Origin of the sequence: Actinomadura madurae (genome assembly GCF_900115095.1) — a bacterium.
Taxonomy (GTDB): Bacteria; Actinomycetota; Actinomycetes; order Streptosporangiales; family Streptosporangiaceae; genus Spirillospora; species Spirillospora madurae.
Genome location: NZ_FOVH01000018.1, coordinates 177,249 through 195,581, shown reverse-complemented (window position 1 = coordinate 195,581; position 18,333 = coordinate 177,249). Strand labels below are relative to the sequence as shown.

Genomic DNA, 18,333 nt, shown 5'->3' with positions numbered 1-18,333 from the left:
ACAGCAACTACGGCGGCAAGTACCAGGACTTCAAGGCCGGCGCCAAGGGCAACCTCAACTCCAGCCTGAAGAACCAGAACGCCTCGCACCAGTTCCTGAGCTCCACCGGGTGCAAGACCGACGGCACGAACAGCAAACTGCCCACGACGATCCTGGTGTACCGGGTGTCGCTCAACCGCGTGGACCGGGTGTCGTTCAAGACCTACGTCAAGAACGTCCTGCCCAACGAGTGGGTCCCGAGCTGGCCTCGGGAGTCGCTCCGGGCCGGGGCGGTGGCCGTCAAGAGCTACGGCTGGTACTGGGCGCTGCACTCGACGCGCAAGACGCCCGGCGGCCAGTGCTTCGACGTCTACGACAACACCTCCAGCCAGGTCTACAAGCCCGGCTCGGCGACGGCGTCGACGAGCGCCGCGGTGGACGCGACGTGGGGCACCCGGATGACCCGCGGCGGAAAGATCCTTGAGGCCCACTACTGCGCGACGACGACGGCGTGCGGCGGCTGGGTCACCGGGGACTGGATGTCGCAGTACGGCTCGCGCGACAAGGCCAACGCGGGCTGGAGTCACTCCAGGATCCTGAAGGCCTACTACAGCGGGATCACCCTCTCCTGATTCCCGCCCGACCATGGTTCCCCGCCGTGCCCTCCACGGCGGGGAACCCGTGTCATTGCACGATGATCTGGAAATTGACCGGACGGCTTCCCGGGAACGCGACCTTCCCCGAGGCGTCCACCATCTTGAACCGCACGTAGCACAGGCCCGGTTTCCGCGGCGTGGTGATGTCGGTCCGGATGTCGACCATCTTCCCGGGCCTCGTGTCGTCGATCGGCACGTCCGAGATGGTCTGGCACTGGTCGGCCCGCTGCGGGACGTCGATGCGGCGCAGCGAGTACCCCTCCCACGGCACCTTCCCGGAGTTCTTGAGCCGCCACACCTTCGTCACGGCCTTACCGGTACCGACGCGCGTGCAGTCGGGAAGCGTGATGTCCGCGATGAACGTGGCCGCATCGCCCCGGTGCCGGGGCGGGGCCGCCGGCGGGTTGGACGCGCGTACCGGGCAGTCGGCCGGGGACAGCGTGGCCTTCGCCAGGCTGCCGGACGGCTTCAGCCCGTCCCCGCCGGCCCGGGAGTCGCGATCGACGGCGACCACGATCACGATCGCCGTCCCCATGCCGACGGCCGCCGTCGCTAACGCGAGCGCGACCGGGCGGCTCGGCCGGAACCGTCCCCGCCCCTCCGGCGCCCCACCGGCACGAGGCACCTCGCCGTCCGCCCCGATGTCGATGTGCACGGCACGACCCTCGACGGCACCCGCAGCAGTCGCGACCTTCCCGGCGTCCGCCGAGCCGACCACCCGGTTCGCGCTCTCCCAGCGTTCGCGGTACTCGGCGGGCTCAGCACCGCACGCCTTGACGAACTCGGCCGTGGTCCCCCAACTCGGGAGCCTGTTCCCTTTCGTGGCTTCATGCAGCGTCGTGTGCGAGATTGCCCCAGACCGTCCGGACATCTCCCGGAATGGCGGGTTTCCGACCGATTTCCGCAACTCCCGCAGGGCCTCCGCGAAGTCCGCGACGGCCTCCTCCTGTGCACGCCTGTCGTCCACCGGGTGAAGCTAACAGCGCCCCCATCCACCACTCAAGCACCACCCGGGCGACCAGGCGCTTTGGTCGCCGACCCCGGAAAGCGAGGAGTCGAGGGGCGTGAGATGGTCGGGTTGTGGCGAACTACGGGCGTATGTATCGGTTTGGCGTTACGCCTTGGGAGCGGTACGGGGAGGCGGCTGCGGAGAGCATCGCCGCTCTGCTGGACCGGGAGGAGAACGAGCGGTCCCGGCCGCTCGGGCGGGCGCTCGACCTCGGCTGCGGGCGCGGGCAGTTCACCCCCGAGCTGGGACGCCGGGGGTGGGAGGCGGTGGGGGTCGACTACGTGCCCGCCGCGATCGAAGCGGCCGAGCGCAAGGGAGGTGAGGGCGTCAGTTACGTCGTCGGGGACGTGACGGAGCTTTCATCGGCAGGGCTCGGGATGTTCGACTTCTTCCTTGATATCGGCTGTTTCCAAGGGTTGGACACCGGACGGCAGCGGGCCGAAGGGCGGGGTGTTTCCGAGCTGGCCAATCCGGACGCGACCTTGCTGATGCTCGCCTTCGGGCCCACACGGCTGCGTTCCCGCATCGGCGGAGTGTCGCGGGCCGAGGTCGAGGCCGCGTTGCCGGAGTGGGAGCTGCTCGACGTCCAAGCGGCGGACACCGCGGGGCTGGGCTGGCCTATGAACAGGACGTCACCGCAGTGGTACCGGCTCCGCCGCCGGTCCTGACTTACCTTGTACGGGTAGAGTGCGGCGGGAGGATCCATGACCCCACGGACCGACGCCGACGAGCTGACCGAGCAGCCCCGCATCCCGCTGAGCCGGAGGCGGGTGCTCCGCGCCGCCGCGGGGCTCGCCGACCGCGAGGGCCTCGACGCGCTCACCATGCGCCGGCTCGCGCAGGAGGTCGGGGTCGAGGCGATGTCGCTGTACCACCACGTCGCCAACAAGGAGGCCGTGTTCGACGGGCTCGTCGAGGTGATCCTCGCGGAGATCACGGTGGCGGTGGACGAGGTCGAGGCGCCGGAGCCGGAGGAGGATTGGCGGGCGGCGCTGCGCGCGCGGATCCTCGCCGCGCGGGAGGTCCTGCTACGCCACCGCTGGGCTCCGCAGGTCCTTGAGTCGCGCGAGAACGCCGGCCCGGCCGTCATCGCCTACCTCGACGACGTCGTCGGCATCCTCCGGGCGGGCGGGTTCTCGTTCGACCTGGCACATCGTGCGCTGCACGTCCTCGGCAGCCGCGCGCTCGGCTTCACCCAGGAGCTGTTCCAGCCGGACGGCGCCCAGACCGCGAACGACGCGGCCGCCGCGATGATGGAGCAGATGGCGGAGCGGTTCCCGAACATCGTCGGGATGCTCGCGGACGCGATCCACGACGATCCGGACGGCACCCTCGGCTTCTGCGACGACCAGTTCGAGTTCGAGTTCGCCCTCGACCTGATCCTGGACGGGCTCGAACGGCGCCGCATCGCCGGCCACTGACTTTCCGTTACCGACCGAGCCCATTTCCGTCACGCCTCTTGACTCCCTTACGCCGTACGATAGCCTTACGGCGTATGACAACCTTACGACGTATGACGCGAAAGGAAGGCGCCATGAAGGCCTGGAGCTGGGACCGTTACGGACCGCCCGACGTGCTGACCCTGAAGGACGTCGACGAGCCCGCCATCGCCCCCGACGAAGTGCTCGTGCGGGTACGGGCCGCCTCCGTCAATCCCTACGACTGGCGCCACGTGGGGGCGGACCCGAAGCTCGTGCGGCTCAGCATCGGCCTGCGGCGTCCGAGACCGGGCCTGGTCGCCGGCGCCGACCTCGCCGGGGTCGTCGAGCGGGTCGGCGACGATGTGACGGGGCTCCGTCCCGGCGACGAGGTCTTCGGGGAGGTCCGGCTGGGCTCGTTCGCCGAGACGGTCGCCGTCCCGCAGGACAGGCTGGCCGTCAAGCCCGGCCGGCTCACCTTCGAGCAGGCGGCGTCGGTGTCGATGGCCGGGCACACGGCGCTACAGGGGCTGCGGGACGTGGGCAAGATCTCCGCCGGGCAGCGGGTCCTCATCATCGGCGCGTCGGGGGGCATCGGGACGTTCGCCGTCCAGCTCGCCAAGACGTTCGGCGCCGAGGTCACCGGCGTGTGCAGCACCCGGAACGTCGAGCTCGTCCGTTCCCTCGGCGCGGACGACGTCGTCGACTACTCCCGTGAGGACGTCCTGCGACGAGACGAACGGTACGACCTGGTCATGGACATCGTCGGCAACAGGTCGCTGGCGGCGCTGCGGCGCGTCCTCACCCCCGGCGGGACGCTCGTGATCGTGGGCGGCATCGCCAGCCGCCGCGGCGGGCTGCTCGGCCCGGCGGCGCAGGTGGTCCGCGGCGCCCTGACCTCCCCCTTCGTCAGCCAGCGCATCGCCACCGTCAGCTGGAAGCCGAACTCCGCGGACCTCCGGTTCCTGGCCGGGCTGATGGAGAACGAACAGGTCGCCCCCGTCATCGACCGGACCTACCCGTTCGCCGAGATCCCCGACGCGCTGCGCTACATCGAGGGCGGCCACGCCCGGGGCAAGGTCGCCATCACCTTCTGACCGCCTGCCGGCGGGACGTCCACTTGGCGAGCTCCACGAGGAGGTAGGTGAGGGCGGCCGTGGCGGCGATCCGGGCCCAGGCCGAGGCGGACAGCGGGGCCGAGCGGAAGACGTCGTTCATGAAGGGCGCGTAGGTGTAGAGGGCCTGGACGGCCACGAGGGCGACGGCGCCCGCGCCGACCCAGGGGTTGCGGCGGACGCCGCGCCACAGCAGGGGCCGGTCGAGTGACAGGCAGTTGAACAGGTAGGCCAGCAGCGTCGCCGCGAAGACGTTCACCACGATGGTGCGGGCCTCGCCGAGGGAGGCGCCATGGGCCTGTTCCCAGTGGAAGAGGCCGAAGGCGCCGGCGAGCAGGATCACCGAGACCAGGAGGATGCGGGCGCCGAGGGCGCGGGTGACGAGCGGGAGCCCCGGGTCGCGGGGCGGGCGGCGCATGATGTCGTCGTCGCGGGGCTCCACGGCGAACGGGAGGCCGAGCACCAGCACGGCGGTCATGTTCAGCCACAGCACCTGGACGGGCAGGATCGGCAGCTCGCCGCCGCCGAGGATCGCCGCCATCAGCACGAGGCCGAGGCCGATGTTGGCGGGCAGCGCCCACACGATGAACTTGACCAGGTTGTCGAAGACGCCGCGGCCCTCCTCGACGGCGGCCCGGATGGAGGCGAAGTCGTCGTCGGTGAGGACGATGTCGGCCGACTCCTTGGCGACCTCGGTGCCGCCGCGGCCCATCGCCACGCCGATGTCGGCCTGCTTGAGGGCCGGTGCGTCGTTGACGCCGTCCCCGGTCATGGCGATGACGTGCGAGCGGCTCTGCAGGGCCCGGACGAGGCGGAGCTTCTGCTCCGGGGAGACGCGGGCGAACACGGCCGTCTCCTCGACCGCGCGGGGCAGCTCGCCGTCGGGGCAGGCGGCGAGGTCGGCCCCTGTCATGGCCCGGCCGTCCAGTCCGATCCGCTCGCCGATGGCGCGGGCGGTGGCGGCATGGTCGCCGGTGATCATCTTGACCTGGACGCCGGCGGTCAGGCACGCGTGCACGGCGCGCGCCGCCTCCTCCCGGGGCGGGTCGTGCATGGCCTGCAACCCCAGGAAGACGAGCCGGGGCAGGCCGGCGAGCCGGCCGGCCGCGGGGTCGACGCGGGCGCGGGCGAAGGCGAGGACGCGCAGGGCCTGGTCACCGTAGGCGTGGGCGATCCGGGTGATGCCGTCCGGGTCGAGGGGTTCGGGCTCGCCGTCAGAGGCGAGCTGGGTGTCGCACATGGCGAGCACCCGTTCCAGAGAGCCCTTGACGTAGACGGTGCCTTCCGGGTGCAGGGTGGCCATGTACTGGCGTTCGGAGCTGAACGGGATCGTGTCCAGCCGCTCGGGTGCCTCGACGATGCCCGCCTTGGCCGCGCCGACGACCAGGGCGCCCTCGGTGGGATCGCCCACCACGCCGTCCCCGTCGGGGGTGATCTGGGCGTCGTTGCAGGCCAGCCCGGCCAGCAGGCACTCGCGCGCCACCGGGTCGGCGGCCGGGACGATCTCGCCGTCCGGCGCGTAGCCGGTGCCCGTCACCTCGTACAGGCGGCCCGCCGCGGCGATGCCGGTGACGGTCATCTGGTTGCGGGTCAGCGTCCCGGTCTTGTCCGTGCAGATCACGGTGACGCTGCCGAGCGTCTCCACCGCCGGGAGATGCCGGACGATGGCGTTGCGCCGCACCATGCGGGCCACCCCGAACGCCAGCGTGATCGTCACGAGTGCCGGGAGCCCCTCGGGGATGGCGCCGACCGCGAGGGCCACCGCGGCGGTCAGCATGTCCGCGGCGGGCTCGCCGCGCAGCACGCCGACACCGAAGGTGACCGCCGCGAGCCCGAGGATCACGACGGTCACCACCCGGCTGAAGTGGGCGAGCTTGCGCGTCAGCGGCGTCTGGACGGCGGTCGCCTGGTCGACCAGCCGGTGCACCAGGCCGATCTCGGTGTCCGCGCCGGTGGCGGTGACGATGCCGGTCCCGGTGCCGTAGGTGGCGAACGTCCCGGAATAGGCCATGTTGCGGCGATCGGCCAGCGCGGCCTCCCTCATCAGGGGATCGGGCGCCTTGGTGACCGGGGCGGACTCGCCGGTCAGCGCCGACTCGTCCACCTTCAGCTCGGCGACCCGGACCAGGCGCAGGTCCGCGGGGATCTTGTCGCCGGCCTCCAGCACCACCACGTCCCCGGGGACGAGGTCGTCCGACGGCACGCGGGCGGGCCGCCCGTCCCGGACGGCCGTGGCGACGGTCCGGGTCAGCGCGGCGAGCGCCGTCAGCGCCCGCTCGGCCCGCGCCTCCTGGACGAACCCGACGATCGCGTTGACGATCACCACGCCCAGGATCACCGAGGCGTCGACGTGCTCGCCGAGGACGGCGGTGATGACCGCGGAGACCAGCAGCACGTAGATGAGCGGGCTGTGGAACTGCAAGGCGAACCGCAGCACCGGGCCGCGGCGCCGCGCCGCCGGGAGGACGTTGGGCCCGTGCCGGACCAGCCGCGCGGCGGCCTCCCCGGAGCCGAGCCCCTGGTCGAGGCCGGTGCCCAGGTCGTGCGCGACCTCGGCGGCGGTCCGCTGGTACGGCGGGTCCAGTGCGGTCGTCGTCGTCACGTTCCCCACCCTTACGTCCGCGCCACCCCGGCGGACAGGGGCGAAGGTCCCCCACCGAGGCCGGTCCCTGCCAGCTCCGCTCCTGAGTGTTCACGGTCTGCGCGGCCGGAAACCCGCGCCGCGCATCAGGCGGCGGGGTCGATGGGGAGATGGCGGTCCAGGGCGGCCGCCAGCTCGTTGTTCAGGCGGTAGGCGGTGCGGACCTCGGCGATGACGCGGCGGCGTTCCGGCTCGTCCCACGGGGCCGCGTCCAGGAGGGCGCGGTAGCGGTCCTTCAGCGCCTTCGGCCGGCCGTCGAAGCGGTAGAACCGGAGGCCGCCGGCCGGGGAGAGCCCGTAGGTGCGGGCGAGCCGGCGGGCGATGACCTGCCCGCCGGACAGGTCGCCGAGGTAGCGGGTGTAGTGGTGGGCGACGAAGCCGCCGGGCCAGTCGAAGCACACCTCGCGGAGACGGTCGCAGTAGCGCCGCGTGGCGTCGTCGGCGCGCAGCCGCCCGGCCCAGCCCGGCCCGCGGAGAAACTCCAGGTCGGCGCGGAGCGCGGGCATCCGGCGGAAGCCTGGCAGGTCGAACGCGCCGGCGGTCCCGTCGCCGCGCATCCGGTCGGCCGCCTGCTCCAGGACGTCGTAGACGAAGCAGAGCTGCTCGATCAGCAGCGCGTACTGCTCCAGGTCGAGCCGGCCCTCGACGAGCGCGGTCATGTAGGACGAGTGCTCGACGCCGTCGTGGTCGGGGCGGGTGGCCGCCCGCAACCGGGCCGAGAACTGCTCGCTGGTCATCGTCGTCCTCCTTGGCGAACGGGCGGTGCGGGGGTCACGTGCGGTGCGGCGGCCACCTCGTAGCCGGCGGGCGGCAGCAGCAGCGCCGGGAGCGGGACGTCCAGGGCGCGGCTGAAGGCCAGCAGTTCGTCGGCGTCGAAGCGGCGGGGCGGGGTGGCGGTCTCGGCGTGCTCGACGTCCCCGCCGGTCCACGCGGTCGCGGTGTGCGGGGCGAGCGCCTCGGCCAGCGCGGTCCGCGAGAGGTTCCGGACGCGCCGCCACTGGCCGATGTTGACGGCCACGATCTCGTTCATCGTGACCGCGCGCGTGGCGGGGACCGGGCGCGGCCCGGCGTGCCTCCGGCGCCCGCGGCGCAGTTCCCGGGCGAGGACGGCCGGGGCGGCGAGCGCGATCAGGGCGGGCAGCGCCCACGGGTAGGACGAGGTGCGTGCGGTGAACCGGACCGGGCGGTCGACGCCGGTGACCTCGCCGGCGACGGCGTAGCGGCCGAAGGCCGGCGCGGGCAGGCGGGCGCGGACGGTGTAGGTGCGCTGCGCCCCCGGCTGGAGGGTGCCGATCCTCGGTGCCTCCAGCATGCCGGTGGGCCGGTCGCCGCGTCCGGCGGCCAGCGCGAGGGGCGGGTCGGTGACGGGGGCGGTGCCGGTGTTGCGGACGGTGAACGTCACGGTCCGCTCGGCGGGCCCGCCGAACCAGGCGGCCGGCCCGCCGCCGCTCACCCGGACCCCGGAGACGGCCAGGTCGCGGGCGGGCGCGGCGGAGGCGTTCCCGCGCCGGGTCGCCGGCAGCGTCGGGACGCCCTTGACCGCCAGCGGGACGGTCCGGGCCCGGCCGCCGGTGACCGGGCGGACGGAGATGACGCAGGGGCAGCCGACCGGCGGCTCGACGACGGTGACCATCGCGGTGCCGCGCCCGTTCGCGTCCACGAAGGTGGTGGCGGCCGCCGCGACGGCGCAGTCGGCCGAGCCGCGCGCGCCGCCGTTGCCGCACAGCTCGACCAGCACGTTGCCGGGCGGCCACGCGGCCAGGTCGACGGTGACGGTGTCGCCCACGCGCGCCTCGGCGCGGTCGGCCTGGACCGTCGGCCCGGGTGCCTGGAAGGCGATCTGCGGGACGGCCAGCGCGGCGGCGAGCAGCGCCCTCATGACCGGGTCCCGCGGCGGCGTCTCAGAAGGACGGCGGTGCCGGCGGCGAGCAGGAGGAGCGCGACGGGCACCCAGGGCGTCGACCACCAGCGGGCGGTCCGCACCGTGGGGCGCGGGGCGGCCGGGCCGTCGCCGCCGGACGGGGTCAGCCGCAGGGTGGCGGTCAGGGGGCCGGCCGGGAACACGCCGCTGATCCGGTCGGTCAGCGTGTAGGCGCTGCCGGGCAGCAGCTCCGGGAGGCGCCGGGTGGCGGGGCGGCCGAGGCCAGCGCCGAACGGTCCGGTGATCCCGACCCGCGCCCCGGCGGACAGCCGGACGTTCCCGGTGTTGCGGACCCGGTAGGTGACCCGGACGTCGCCGCCGAGCGGCGGCAGGTCGTGCGCGATCGTCAGCGACTCCACCTGGAGGGCGGCGGTCAGCGGGCCGTCCACCCTGGCGTACACGCGGGCCGCGACCCGGCGGTCGACGTTGACGCGGCGCCCGCCCGCCGTGGCGGCCTGCTCGGTGACGGCGGCGATCACGCCGCCGGAGTGGTCGCCGGGCGTGGCGGCGGCGGGCACGGTGAGGGTGAAGGGCACCCGGATGGAGCGGCCGGGCTCGACGGTGCGGGCTGGTGCGCCGCCGATGGCGATCCAGGTGCCGATGCCGGCGGCGGGACGGTCGGCGGTGAGCAGGGCGAACGACCCGTCCGTTGTGGTGAACGCGTCGGTGGCATAGACCCGGAGGCTCAGCGGGCGGGTGCCCAGGTTCGTGATCACGACCGTGTCCCGGACGCGCTGCCCGGGGGTGAGGGAGTAGACGAAGAAGTCGCGCCGCGCCTGCCCCTTGGCGCCGGCCGGCCGGACCGACCAGGCGAACCCGCCGGACGGCGGCGCGGGCGCGGCGCGGGCGCGGGCGGCCACCGGCAGCGCCGCGGGCAGGGTCAGGGCGGCCGCCGCGAGCAGGACGGCCGCGCCGCGCGACGGGTTCATCAGGACAGGGTCAGGGTGAGGGTGGCGGTGTAGTCGCCCGGCGCGGTGCCGGCGGGGACGCCGAGGTCCAGGCCCGCGCCCGCCTGGAACACGCCGCCGCTGGCGCCGGCGGCCGAGGACGCCAGCGTGCGGGGCGCCCCGAGGGACCCGGCGGTACCCGCGGTGACCGTCCCCCGCGACCCGTCGTCCACGACGGCGGCGGTGGGCGACCAGGTGAGGACGGACGCCGGGATGGTGCCGCCCGCCGCGCCGCCGAAGTCGGTGACCTCGCCGACGAGGCTCCAGCCCGCCTGGGTGCCGCGGGCGTCGGTGACCGTGGCGGTCCGCAGCGCGCCGGTGGAGTGCCGGCCGGGCGCCACCTCGCTCAGCTGGGCGGTGTCGCCGTCCAGTGCGAGGGTCAGCGCGCCGTTGCGCACCGTGGTGGAGAGGGTCTGCCGCCCGGTCCCGGCGGGCGTCCCGGGGTCGTTGCCGGGGTCGCCCGGGTCGGTGGGGTTCTCCCCGCCGGTGAAGGTGACGGGGGTGACGGTGTCCTGGCCGCGGTCGGGGACGCCGTGCGCGGCCATCGTGATGACGTAGCACCGGGTGGTCAGGCAGTCGACGTGGTTGCCGTCGCCGTCGGTGTACGCGGCCTTGATGCCCGGCAGCGTGATGTCGAAGGTGCCGTCGGCGTTCATGACGTCCTGCCCGGGGCCGGGGGTGGCGCCGAGGTGCACCCACTTGGACGCCTGGTAGGCGTTGGCGTTGGTGGCGTAGTCGTCGCGCTTCGGCCCGAACACCACGTAGACGCCGAACCGGTTGTTCGCCGTGGGGTCGAAGCCGCTGCCGCGGACGACGAGGTCCTGGCCGTCCGGGTCGGCGCCGGTCGCCAGGGTGACGGTCGTCGCGGGACCCGCCGCGGACGCGGGGGCGGCCCCGAACGCCGCGAGGGCCAGCCCGCTCGCGGCGAGCAGGACCCCGCCGCGGGCGAGCCGTCTGGTCGTCTTCCTCATCGGGTTCCCTTCATGAAACTTAGGTAAGGCTTACCTAAGTTGAAGACTGTATCGGGACGCCGTCATGGATCAAGAGGGGGCGGGCCGGAGATCACGGCGCTCCCCGGCGGGCGGCACGGCGGCGGCCCCACCGGCGAGCGGCGATCACGGCGATCAGGGCCGCCCCGGTCGTGGCCAGGAACGGCCACGCGGTCGTGGCCCGGCCGCCCCGCACCGTCCGTTCGACACCGGCCGCCGGGGACGCGTCCACGGCCGCCCCCTCTCGCGGAGCCGCACCCGCCGCCGGCGAGCCGGACGAACTCGCGGACGGGGCGCCCGGCTTGGGCGTGCTCGCGGGCGAGGAGCCGCCGTCCCCCTTCTTCGCCCCGGACGAGCCGGACGAGCCGTCCACCCCCTGCCCGCCGCCCGCCTTGGAGCCGCGGAACGTGATCGGGGTGACGGTGTCCTGGCCGCGGTCGGGGACGCCGTGCGCGGCCATCGTGATGACGTAGCACCGGGTGGTCAGGCAGTCGACCTTCCTGCCGTCGCCGTCGGTGTACCGGGCCTTCACCGAGAGGCCGACGGAGAAGCCGCCGGAGGCGGTCATCGGCGCCTGGCCCGCGCCCGCCGACGCGCCGCGGTGCACCCACGTCGCCGCCTGGTACGCGTTGGCGTTGGTCGTCCAGTCCGCGCGGCGCGGCCCGAACACCACGTACACGCCGAACCCGTTGTTGCGGTCCGGATCGAAGCCGGACCCGCGCACGGTGATCGTCTGACCGCCGGGGTCCACCCCGGACGTCGGCGACACCGACACCGACGCCGCGAAGGCGGGAGGGGCGGGGACGAGGAGCGCCAGCGTGAGGACCGCGACGGCGACGGCCGCCGCGGCGCCCCGGAAGATCGACGATGAGTTAGGCAAGGCTTACCTCTTAAAACTTAGGTAAGCCTAAGCTAATCTAACGAACGATCACCGTCTAGAACCCGCGCCGTCCACACGCACACGTCCACACCCAACACCAGATAGGGAAGGACACCCGATGCCTGCCCTGCGAGCCGCCCGGCCACTGGCGGCGCTCGTCCTGACGGCCGCGCCCTGCCTGGCGCTCGCCACCGCCGCGCACGCCGAAGGCGCCAAGGGCACCGGGCCTTCCGGGCAGACCCTCACCGTCTCCCAGGCCGACGGCCTGTCCACCGGGGGCACGACGATCCGCGTCACCGGCACCGGCTTCGACACCGGCAAGGGCATCTACGTCGCGCTGTGCAAGGACAACGGAGCCGGGAAGGCGCCGTCCCCGTGCGGCGGCGGCGCCGACACCTCCGGCTCGACGGGCTCCTCGCAGTGGATCTCGTCGAACCCGCCCCCGTACGGCCGGAGCCTCGCCGTCCCCTACGGTCCCGGCGGCACGTTCGCGGTGACCCTCCGGGTCGGGCCCGCGCTCGCCGGCTCCACCGACTGCACCGAGGTGCGGTGCGCGGTGGTCGCCCGCGCCGACCACACCCGGACCTCCGACCGCTCGCAGGACGTGCGGGTGCCGGTCGCCTTCGACGACGGCGGCATGCCCGCCTGGGCCTGGGCCGCGCTCGCCGGCGGCGCCGCCGTGCTCGCGGCAGGCGCCGCGGCCCTCCTGGTGCGCCGCCGCCGGGGCGGCGCCGCGGGGGCGGCCCCGTGATCCGTCCGCTCCGGTCCCTCGGCGCGCTGCTCGCGCTCGGCTGCGTCCTGCCGCTGACCGCGTGCGGCGACGGGACGGCCGCGTCGGGCCCCGGCGCCGCGTCCGGCTGCGAACCCACCACCGTGGCGGCTCCGGCGGGCGACCCCGAACCGGCCGGCGGCACCGCGAGGCCGGAGCTGCCCGTCACCGTACGCTCGGCCGACGGCACCCTGGTCACCGTCCGGGACGCGCGCCGCGTCCTCGCCGTCGACCTCTACGGATCGCTCGCCGAGATCGTGTACGGGCTCGGCCTCGGCGATCGGCTCGTCGGCCGCGACATCTCCACGACGTTCCCGGCCGCCCGCGCGCTGCCGCTGGTGACCACGCAGGGGCACGACCTGTCCGCCGAGGCGATCCTGAAGCTCGACCCGTCGGTGGTGCTCGCCGGCGACGGCATCGGCCCGCCCGAGGTGCTCGGCCAGCTCCGCAGCGCCGGCGTTCCCGTCGTCCTCGTGAAGGACAGGGAGACCCTCGACGCGATCGGGCCGCGCATCACCGCCGTCGCCGCCGCGCTCGGCGTGCCCGGCGCGGGCCGCCGGCTGGCCGCCCGGGTCGGCGAGCGGGTCGAGGCCGCCGCCCGTGCCGTGCCGTCCGGCGACCGGCCGCGGGTCGCGTTCCTCTACGTCCGGGGCAGCGCGGGCGTCTACCTCATCGGCGGCGAGGGCGCCGGGCCGGACGCGATGATCGAGGCCGCCGGCGGCACCGACGCGGGCACGGCGATCGGCCTGTCCGGCTTCCGCCCGCTCACCAGCGAGGGCATGATCAACGCGGCGCCGGACGTCCTGCTGGTGCTGACCGCCGGGCTGCGCTCGGTCGGCGGCGCCACCGGCCTGCTGAAGCTGCCGGGCGTCGCGCAGACCCCGGCCGGGCGGAACCGGCGCATCGTGCGCGTCGACGACGGCGCCCTGCTGTCCTTCGGCTCCCGCACCGCCGAGACGATCGGCGCGCTCGCCACCGCGCTGCGCCGGACCTGCCGGTGAGGGCCCGCGGGCGGCGGCTGCGCGGCCTCGCGCTGCTGCCCGCCCTCGGCCTGGCGCTGGCGGCGCTGTCCGTCGTCGCGGCCGGGACCGGGCAGGTGCACGTCCCGCCCGAGGAGGTCCTCGGCTCGCTGCTGCACCACCTGGGACTGGACGTGGGCCCGCGGCCCACCGCCGCGCAGGGCGACAGCGCGCTGTGGATCGTCCGGTTCCCGCGGGTCGCGCTCGCCGCCGTGGTCGGCGCGTCCCTCGGCTGCTCCGGCGCCGTGATGCAGGGCGTGTTCGGCAACCCGCTGGCCGAGCCCGCCGTCATCGGCGTCTCGTCGGGTGCGGCCGTGGGCGCGGCCACCGTCATCGTGTTCGGGCTGTCCACCCTCGGCGGCTGGACGGTCGTGTCCGCCGCGTTCCTGTCCGGCCTCGTCACGACCCTGCTGGTCTACACGGTGTCGCGGACGGGCGGCCGCACGGACGTGGTCACGCTGCTGCTCACCGGCATCGCGGTCAACGCGGTCGCCGGCGCGCTGCTCGGGCTGCTGATGTTCGCGGCGGGCGACGACGCGCTGCGCGCCATCACGACCTGGAACCTCGGCAGCCTCGCCGGGGCGAACTGGGACGCCGTCGCCGCGGTGGCCCCGCTCGCCGCGGCCGGGTGGGCCGTCGCGCTCGGCTGCGCGCGCCGCCTCGACCTGCTGGCCCTCGGCGAGCGCGCCGCCCGCCACCTGGGGGTGGACGTCGAGCGGCTGCGGCTCACCGCGATCGTCGTGGTCGCCCTGATGACCTCGGCGGCGGTCGCGTTCGCGGGGGTCATCTCGTTCGTCGGGCTGGTCGTCCCGCACCTGGTCAGGCTGGTGGCCGGGCCCGCCCACCGGACGCTGGTCCCGGCGAGCGCGCTCGGCGGCGCGATCGTGCTGGTCGCCGCCGACACGATCGCCCGCACCGCGATCCCCTACCAGGAGCTCCCCCTCGGCGTCCTCACGGCGCTGCTCGGCGGGCCGTTCTTCTTCTGGCTGCTGCGCCGGGCACGGCGGGCCGGTCCGGAGGGCCCGGCGTGATCCGCGCGCTGGTCCGCCGCCCCCGGACGCCCCGGCCGCCGCCGGGCGCCCCGGCCGTCGAGGTCCGGGGGCTCACCGTCGAGCGGGCGGCCCGGATCGTCCTGACCGGGGTGGACCTGACGCTGCGGGCCGGCGAGGTCCTCGCCCTCGTCGGCCCGAACGGCGCCGGGAAGTCCACCCTGCTCGGCGCCGTCGCGGGCGACGTGGCCAGGGCGGGCGGCCGGGTCACCGTGGACGGCGCGCCGCTCGCGTCCTGGACCCACGCCGAGCTGGCGATGCGGCGGGCGATCCTCCCGCAGCGGCACACGCTGGCCTTCCCGTTCACCGTCGCGCAGGTCGTCGCCATGGGACGCGCGCCCTGGGCCGGGACGCCCCTGGCCGACGACGACGAGGCGGCGATCGCCGAGGCGATGGACCGGACGGACACGACCGGGTTCGCCCGCCGCCCGTACCCGCAGCTGTCGGGTGGCGAGCAGGCCAGGGTGGCGCTCGCCCGCGTCCTCGCGCAGCGGACCGGCGTCCTCCTGCTCGACGAGCCGACGGCCGCCCTGGACCTGCGCCACCAGGAGATGGTGTTCGAGGTCGTGCGCCGCCGGGCCGCCTCCGGCACCGCCGTGGTGGCGGTCGTCCACGACCTCGGTCTCGCCGCCGCGCACGCCGACCGGGTGGCCGTGCTCGACACGGGCCGCGTCGCGGCCTGCGGACCGCCCGGCGAGGTGCTCACGGCGCCCCTGCTCACCAAGGTGTACCGGCACGACATCGAGGTGATCCCCCACCCCCGCACCGGCCGGCCGATCATCCTGCCGCACCGCCCGCGTCCCGGCTGACGGCCTCACAGGCGGCGGGGCAGGCCGAAGCGCTCCGGGAGGTCCGGGTCGTGGAAGGCGGTGACGGCCGCGACGGCGGGCCCGCGCAGGGTGACGACCTGGACGGCGAAGGCCTCGCCGTCGACGTACATCGCGAACCCCGGCTGCCCGTTGGCGCGCAGCGGCAGCAGGCGGGCCCGCTTGCGGCCCAGCCTGGCCGCGAGCAGCCGGGCGACGTCGCCGCGCCCGGCGAACCAGGAGGGGTTGGGCGGCATCTGCCAGACCGCGTCCTCGGTCAGCAGGCCGGTCAGCGCGTCGATGTCGGCGCGCTCGAACGCGTCGGCGTAGCGGTCCAGCAGGTCGCGCCGCTCCCGCTCCGCGGGTTCGGTGACGTCGTCGATGTCCGGGGCGAGCCGGTCCATCCGGGCGCGGGCCCTGCGCAGCGCGCTGTGCACCGCGGCCGGGGTCATGCCGAGGGTGCCGGCGGTCTCCTCCGCCGACCAGGCCAGGACGTCCCGCAGGATGAGCACCGCCCGCTGCTGCGCGGGCAGGTGCTGCAGGGCCGCGATGAGCGCCAGCCGCAGCCCGGCGCGTCCGGCCACGATGGCGGCGGGGTCGGCGCGCTCGTCGGGGATCGGCTCCAGCCACCGGATCTCCGGATCGCGCGGGGCGAGCGCGCCCGGATCGGTGATCGGGCCGCCCAGCCCCGCGGGCAGCACCCGCCGGCCGCCGTGCCGCAGCGCGTTGAGGCAGGCGTTGGTGGCGATCCGGTACAGCCAGGTGCGCAGCGAGGCGCGTCCCTCGAAGTCCCGGTACCCCCGCCAGGCCCGCAGGTAGGTCTCCTGGACGAGGTCCTCGGCGTCCTGCACCGACCCCAGCATCCGGTAGCAGTGGGTCAGCAGCTCCCGCCGGAACGGCCCGGTGAGGCGGACGAAGTCGTCGCCCGGTTGTTCGGTCACGGTCACCCGATGCTCCTCCCTTTCTTGTACAGACCCGCCGGGACGCGGAATTCGTCGGTCGCGACCCGGCGGATTTCGCCGGGCCGCCGGTCGGTACCGGCATGAACAGGACATGGGTTCTCGGGCTCGCCTCGGCGGCCTCGGTGATGGTGGCGCTGGACGCCACGGTGGTGACGACGGCACTGAGCCGGATCCGGCTGGATCTCGGCACCTCGATGGAACAGCTCGAATGGACGGTGAACGCCTACAGCCTCAGCTTCGCCGTCCTGCTGATGACGGGCGCCGTGCTCGGCGACCGGTTCGGGCGGCGGCTGGTCTTCACGGCCGGGCTGGCGCTCTTCACGGCCGCCTCGGCGGCGTGCGCGCTGGCCCCGGACGTCGGCTGGCTGATCGCGGCGCGGGCGGTGCAGGGCGCCGGGGCCGCGCTGGTCATGCCGCTCGCGATGGCGCTGCTGAGCGCGGCCTACCCGCCCCAGGACCGGCCGAAGGCGCTGGGCCTGTTCGCCGGGTTGACCGGGCTCGCGGTGGTCGGCGGCCCGGTGATCGGCGGCGCCGTCACCCAGGGGCTCGCCTGGGAGTGGATCTTCTGGCTGAACCTGCCGATCGGGCTGGTGGTCGTCCCGCTGGTGCTGCGCCGCGTCCCGGAGAGCCGGGGCGGCGGGCGGGCCGTCGACGCCGCCGGGCTGGTGCTGGTGACCGGGGCCGCGCTCGGCCTGGTGTGGGGGCTGGTGCGTTCGCAGGCCGCCGGTTGGGGCAGCGCCGAGGTGGCCGGGTCGCTGATCGCCGGAGTGGTTTGCGGTGTCGCCTTCGTCGCCTGGGAGCGGGTGGCCCGGCAGCCGATGCTGCCGCTGGAGCTGTTCCGGCTGCGCGGCTTCGCGGCGGGGAACGCCGCCGGGGTGTTCCTGTACGCCGCGCTGTACGGGTCGCTGTTCTTCGCGGCGCAGTACTTCCAGACCGGACGCGGCGACCGGCCGCTGGCCGCCGGGCTGCACCTGCTCGCCTGGACCGCGTCGGTGACGGTCGTCGCGCCGCTGGCCGGACGGCTGGTGAACCGGGTCGGCGCCCGCCCGCCGGCCGCGGCCGGGCTGGCGCTGCAGGCGGCCGGGATGGGATGGCTCGCCCTCGCCGCCACGCCGTCGGTGCCGTACTGGCAGCTGGTCGCGCCGATGCTCGTCGCGGGCGCGGGCGTGAGCATGGCGATGCCCGCCACCCAGACGGCCGTGCTCAACGCGGTCGCGCCGCAGCGGATCGGGAACGCCTCCGGCGTGTTCAACACCGGGCGGCAGCTGGGCGGGGTGTTCGGCGTCGCCCTGCTGGCCCTGGCGTTCGGCCGGGCCGGGAGCTACGCGGGGCCGGACGCCTTCGCCGACGGGTTCGCCGCGGCGACCGGGGTCAGCGCCGCGCTGTCGCTCGCCGGGGCGCTGGCGGCGCTGGCCATCCCGGGCCGCCGGAAGGTCGCGCCCACCGCGGCCGCGCGGGCGCTCGCGCCGAGCCGCTGACCCGCCCGCCGCTCAGGGCACCGGGCGGCAGGTGGAGGTGTGGGACGCCGCCTCGCGGGCGGCGGCGCCGGGATCGGAGGCGCGGATCGCGTCCAGCAGCCGGGAGTGGTCCATGTACTCGTCCACGCGCAGCTCGGGGCTGAAGTGGTCGCGCAGCGACCGCCGGATCACCTCGCCGAGGTCGGCGTACAGCTCGGCCATGACCTCGTTGCGGGACGCCGCCACCACCGCGCGGTGGAAGGCGGCGTCCGCGTCGACGAAGGCGTCGCGGTCCCCCGACTCCCAGGCGGCCTCCCGCCGGTCCAGCAGCTCCTCCAGCCGGCGGAGGTCGTCCTCGGTCCGCCGCCCGGCGGCCATCGCCGCCGCGGACGATTCGAGGGCGCCGCGCATCTCGATCACGTCGCGCCGCTCCACGCCGGCGAAGCGGCGCCGCATGACCCCGGCCAGCTCGCTCGTCGCGGCGACGTAGGTGCCCGAGCCGTGCCGGACGTCCAGCAGCCCGTTGTGCGCGAGCGCCCGCACCGCCTCCCGGACGGTGTTGCGGGCCACCCCGAGCTGCTCGACCAGCTCCGGCTCGGTGGGGATGCGCGACCCCACCGGCCAGGCGCCGGAGGTGATCTGCCGGCGGAGCCGGGCGACGACATGGTCGAACAGTCCGGTCGGCCGCGGGACAGGACGTAGACTCATCCCATGAT

The 18,333-nt window shown here is 75.0% G+C and carries 18 protein-coding genes; 9 read left to right on the top strand and 9 right to left on the bottom strand.

Going from position 1 to position 18,333, the window contains the following annotated elements; genetic code table 11:
- Positions 1-611: SpoIID/LytB domain-containing protein (locus BM339_RS38040; protein WP_075024019.1), on the top strand; the 611-nt coding region annotated here is incomplete at its 5' end.
- Between the two features lie 52 nt (positions 612-663).
- On the opposite strand, the gene BM339_RS38035 is transcribed toward BM339_RS38040, so the two are convergent.
- Positions 664-1,602 (bottom strand): NBR1-Ig-like domain-containing protein, encoded by a 939-nt coding sequence (locus BM339_RS38035; protein WP_075024018.1) that lies wholly within the window; start codon positions 1,600-1,602, stop codon positions 664-666.
- A 131-nt stretch (positions 1,603-1,733) separates the two neighbouring features.
- Between BM339_RS38035 and BM339_RS38030 the strand changes: the two genes are divergently transcribed.
- The 3 genes from BM339_RS38030 (at position 1,734) to BM339_RS38020 (ending at position 4,159) form a co-directional block, all read left to right on the top strand.
- A complete protein-coding gene (locus tag BM339_RS38030) occupies positions 1,734-2,312 on the top strand; it encodes a class I SAM-dependent methyltransferase (protein ID WP_075024038.1) in 579 nt (192 codons plus the stop codon).
- 36 nt (positions 2,313-2,348) lie between these two features.
- The gene (locus tag BM339_RS38025) at positions 2,349-3,065 is read left to right on the top strand and encodes a TetR/AcrR family transcriptional regulator (protein WP_177287882.1); all 717 of its coding nucleotides are present in this window, start codon (positions 2,349-2,351) and stop codon (positions 3,063-3,065) included.
- A gap of 92 nt (positions 3,066-3,157) precedes the next feature.
- Positions 3,158-4,159 carry an NAD(P)-dependent alcohol dehydrogenase gene (locus BM339_RS38020; RefSeq protein WP_256255686.1) on the top strand — a complete coding sequence of 334 codons (1,002 nt, stop codon included), beginning with the start codon at positions 3,158-3,160 and terminating at the stop codon, positions 4,157-4,159.
- Here BM339_RS38020 and BM339_RS38015 read toward each other — a convergent pair.
- From BM339_RS38015 to BM339_RS37990, 6 genes are all read right to left on the bottom strand, one after another.
- A complete protein-coding gene (locus BM339_RS38015; protein WP_083598392.1) occupies positions 4,149-6,779 on the bottom strand; it encodes a cation-translocating P-type ATPase in 2,631 nt (876 codons plus the stop codon). The two genes, BM339_RS38020 and BM339_RS38015, sit on opposite strands and share 11 nt — an antisense overlap.
- Positions 6,780-6,904: 125 nt before the next feature.
- Positions 6,905-7,555, bottom strand: a complete 651-nt coding sequence (locus BM339_RS38010) for a biliverdin-producing heme oxygenase (protein ID WP_021596529.1) — start codon at positions 7,553-7,555, stop codon at positions 6,905-6,907.
- The gene (locus tag BM339_RS38005) at positions 7,552-8,697 is read right to left on the bottom strand and encodes a hypothetical protein (RefSeq protein WP_075024016.1); all 1,146 of its coding nucleotides are present in this window, start codon (positions 8,695-8,697) and stop codon (positions 7,552-7,554) included. Before BM339_RS38005 ends, BM339_RS38010 begins: the two co-directional genes overlap by 4 nt.
- A complete protein-coding gene (locus BM339_RS38000) occupies positions 8,694-9,668 on the bottom strand; it encodes a WxL protein peptidoglycan domain-containing protein (protein ID WP_075024015.1) in 975 nt (324 codons plus the stop codon). Before BM339_RS38000 ends, BM339_RS38005 begins: the two co-directional genes overlap by 4 nt.
- On the bottom strand, positions 9,668-10,657 hold the full coding sequence (locus BM339_RS37995; RefSeq protein ID WP_075024014.1) for a WxL domain-containing protein: 990 nt from the start codon (positions 10,655-10,657) through the stop codon (positions 9,668-9,670). Before BM339_RS37995 ends, BM339_RS38000 begins: the two co-directional genes overlap by 1 nt.
- A 91-nt stretch (positions 10,658-10,748) precedes the next feature.
- Positions 10,749-11,555: an IPT/TIG domain-containing protein gene (locus BM339_RS37990; RefSeq protein ID WP_256255684.1), complete on the bottom strand. Its 807-nt coding sequence runs from the start codon at positions 11,553-11,555 to the stop codon at positions 10,749-10,751.
- A gap of 118 nt (positions 11,556-11,673) precedes the next feature.
- Between BM339_RS37990 and BM339_RS37985 the strand changes: the two genes are divergently transcribed.
- Genes BM339_RS37985 through BM339_RS37970 form a run of 4 tightly spaced genes read left to right on the top strand, consistent with a single transcriptional unit; the run spans position 11,674 to position 15,201 of the window.
- Entirely contained in the window at positions 11,674-12,306 is a 633-nt protein-coding gene (locus BM339_RS37985; RefSeq protein WP_052357380.1) for a hypothetical protein, read from the top strand.
- The gene (locus BM339_RS37980) at positions 12,303-13,325 is read left to right on the top strand and encodes a heme/hemin ABC transporter substrate-binding protein (RefSeq protein WP_235206366.1); all 1,023 of its coding nucleotides are present in this window, start codon (positions 12,303-12,305) and stop codon (positions 13,323-13,325) included. The genes BM339_RS37985 and BM339_RS37980 overlap by 4 nt, the downstream gene beginning before the upstream one ends.
- Positions 13,322-14,374 (top strand): FecCD family ABC transporter permease, encoded by a 1,053-nt coding sequence (locus tag BM339_RS37975; RefSeq protein WP_235206365.1) that lies wholly within the window; start codon positions 13,322-13,324, stop codon positions 14,372-14,374. Before BM339_RS37980 ends, BM339_RS37975 begins: the two co-directional genes overlap by 4 nt.
- Positions 14,374-15,201 carry a heme ABC transporter ATP-binding protein gene (locus BM339_RS37970; RefSeq protein WP_075024034.1) on the top strand — a complete coding sequence of 276 codons (828 nt, stop codon included), beginning with the start codon at positions 14,374-14,376 and terminating at the stop codon, positions 15,199-15,201. Before BM339_RS37975 ends, BM339_RS37970 begins: the two co-directional genes overlap by 1 nt.
- A 5-nt stretch (positions 15,202-15,206) precedes the next feature.
- Here BM339_RS37970 and BM339_RS37965 read toward each other — a convergent pair whose 3' ends face one another.
- The gene (locus BM339_RS37965) at positions 15,207-16,145 is read right to left on the bottom strand and encodes a sigma-70 family RNA polymerase sigma factor (protein ID WP_021599942.1); all 939 of its coding nucleotides are present in this window, start codon (positions 16,143-16,145) and stop codon (positions 15,207-15,209) included.
- Between the two features lie 95 nt (positions 16,146-16,240).
- Between BM339_RS37965 and BM339_RS37960 the strand changes: the two genes are divergently transcribed.
- A complete protein-coding gene (locus tag BM339_RS37960; RefSeq protein WP_075024013.1) occupies positions 16,241-17,638 on the top strand; it encodes a DHA2 family efflux MFS transporter permease subunit in 1,398 nt (465 codons plus the stop codon).
- A gap of 12 nt (positions 17,639-17,650) precedes the next feature.
- Here the strand turns inward: BM339_RS37960 and BM339_RS37955 are convergent, their stop codons facing one another.
- Complete coding sequence (locus BM339_RS37955; RefSeq protein ID WP_021600611.1) at positions 17,651-18,325, bottom strand: FadR/GntR family transcriptional regulator; 675 nt, start codon at positions 18,323-18,325, stop codon at positions 17,651-17,653.
- Positions 18,326-18,333: the final 8 nt, after the last annotated feature.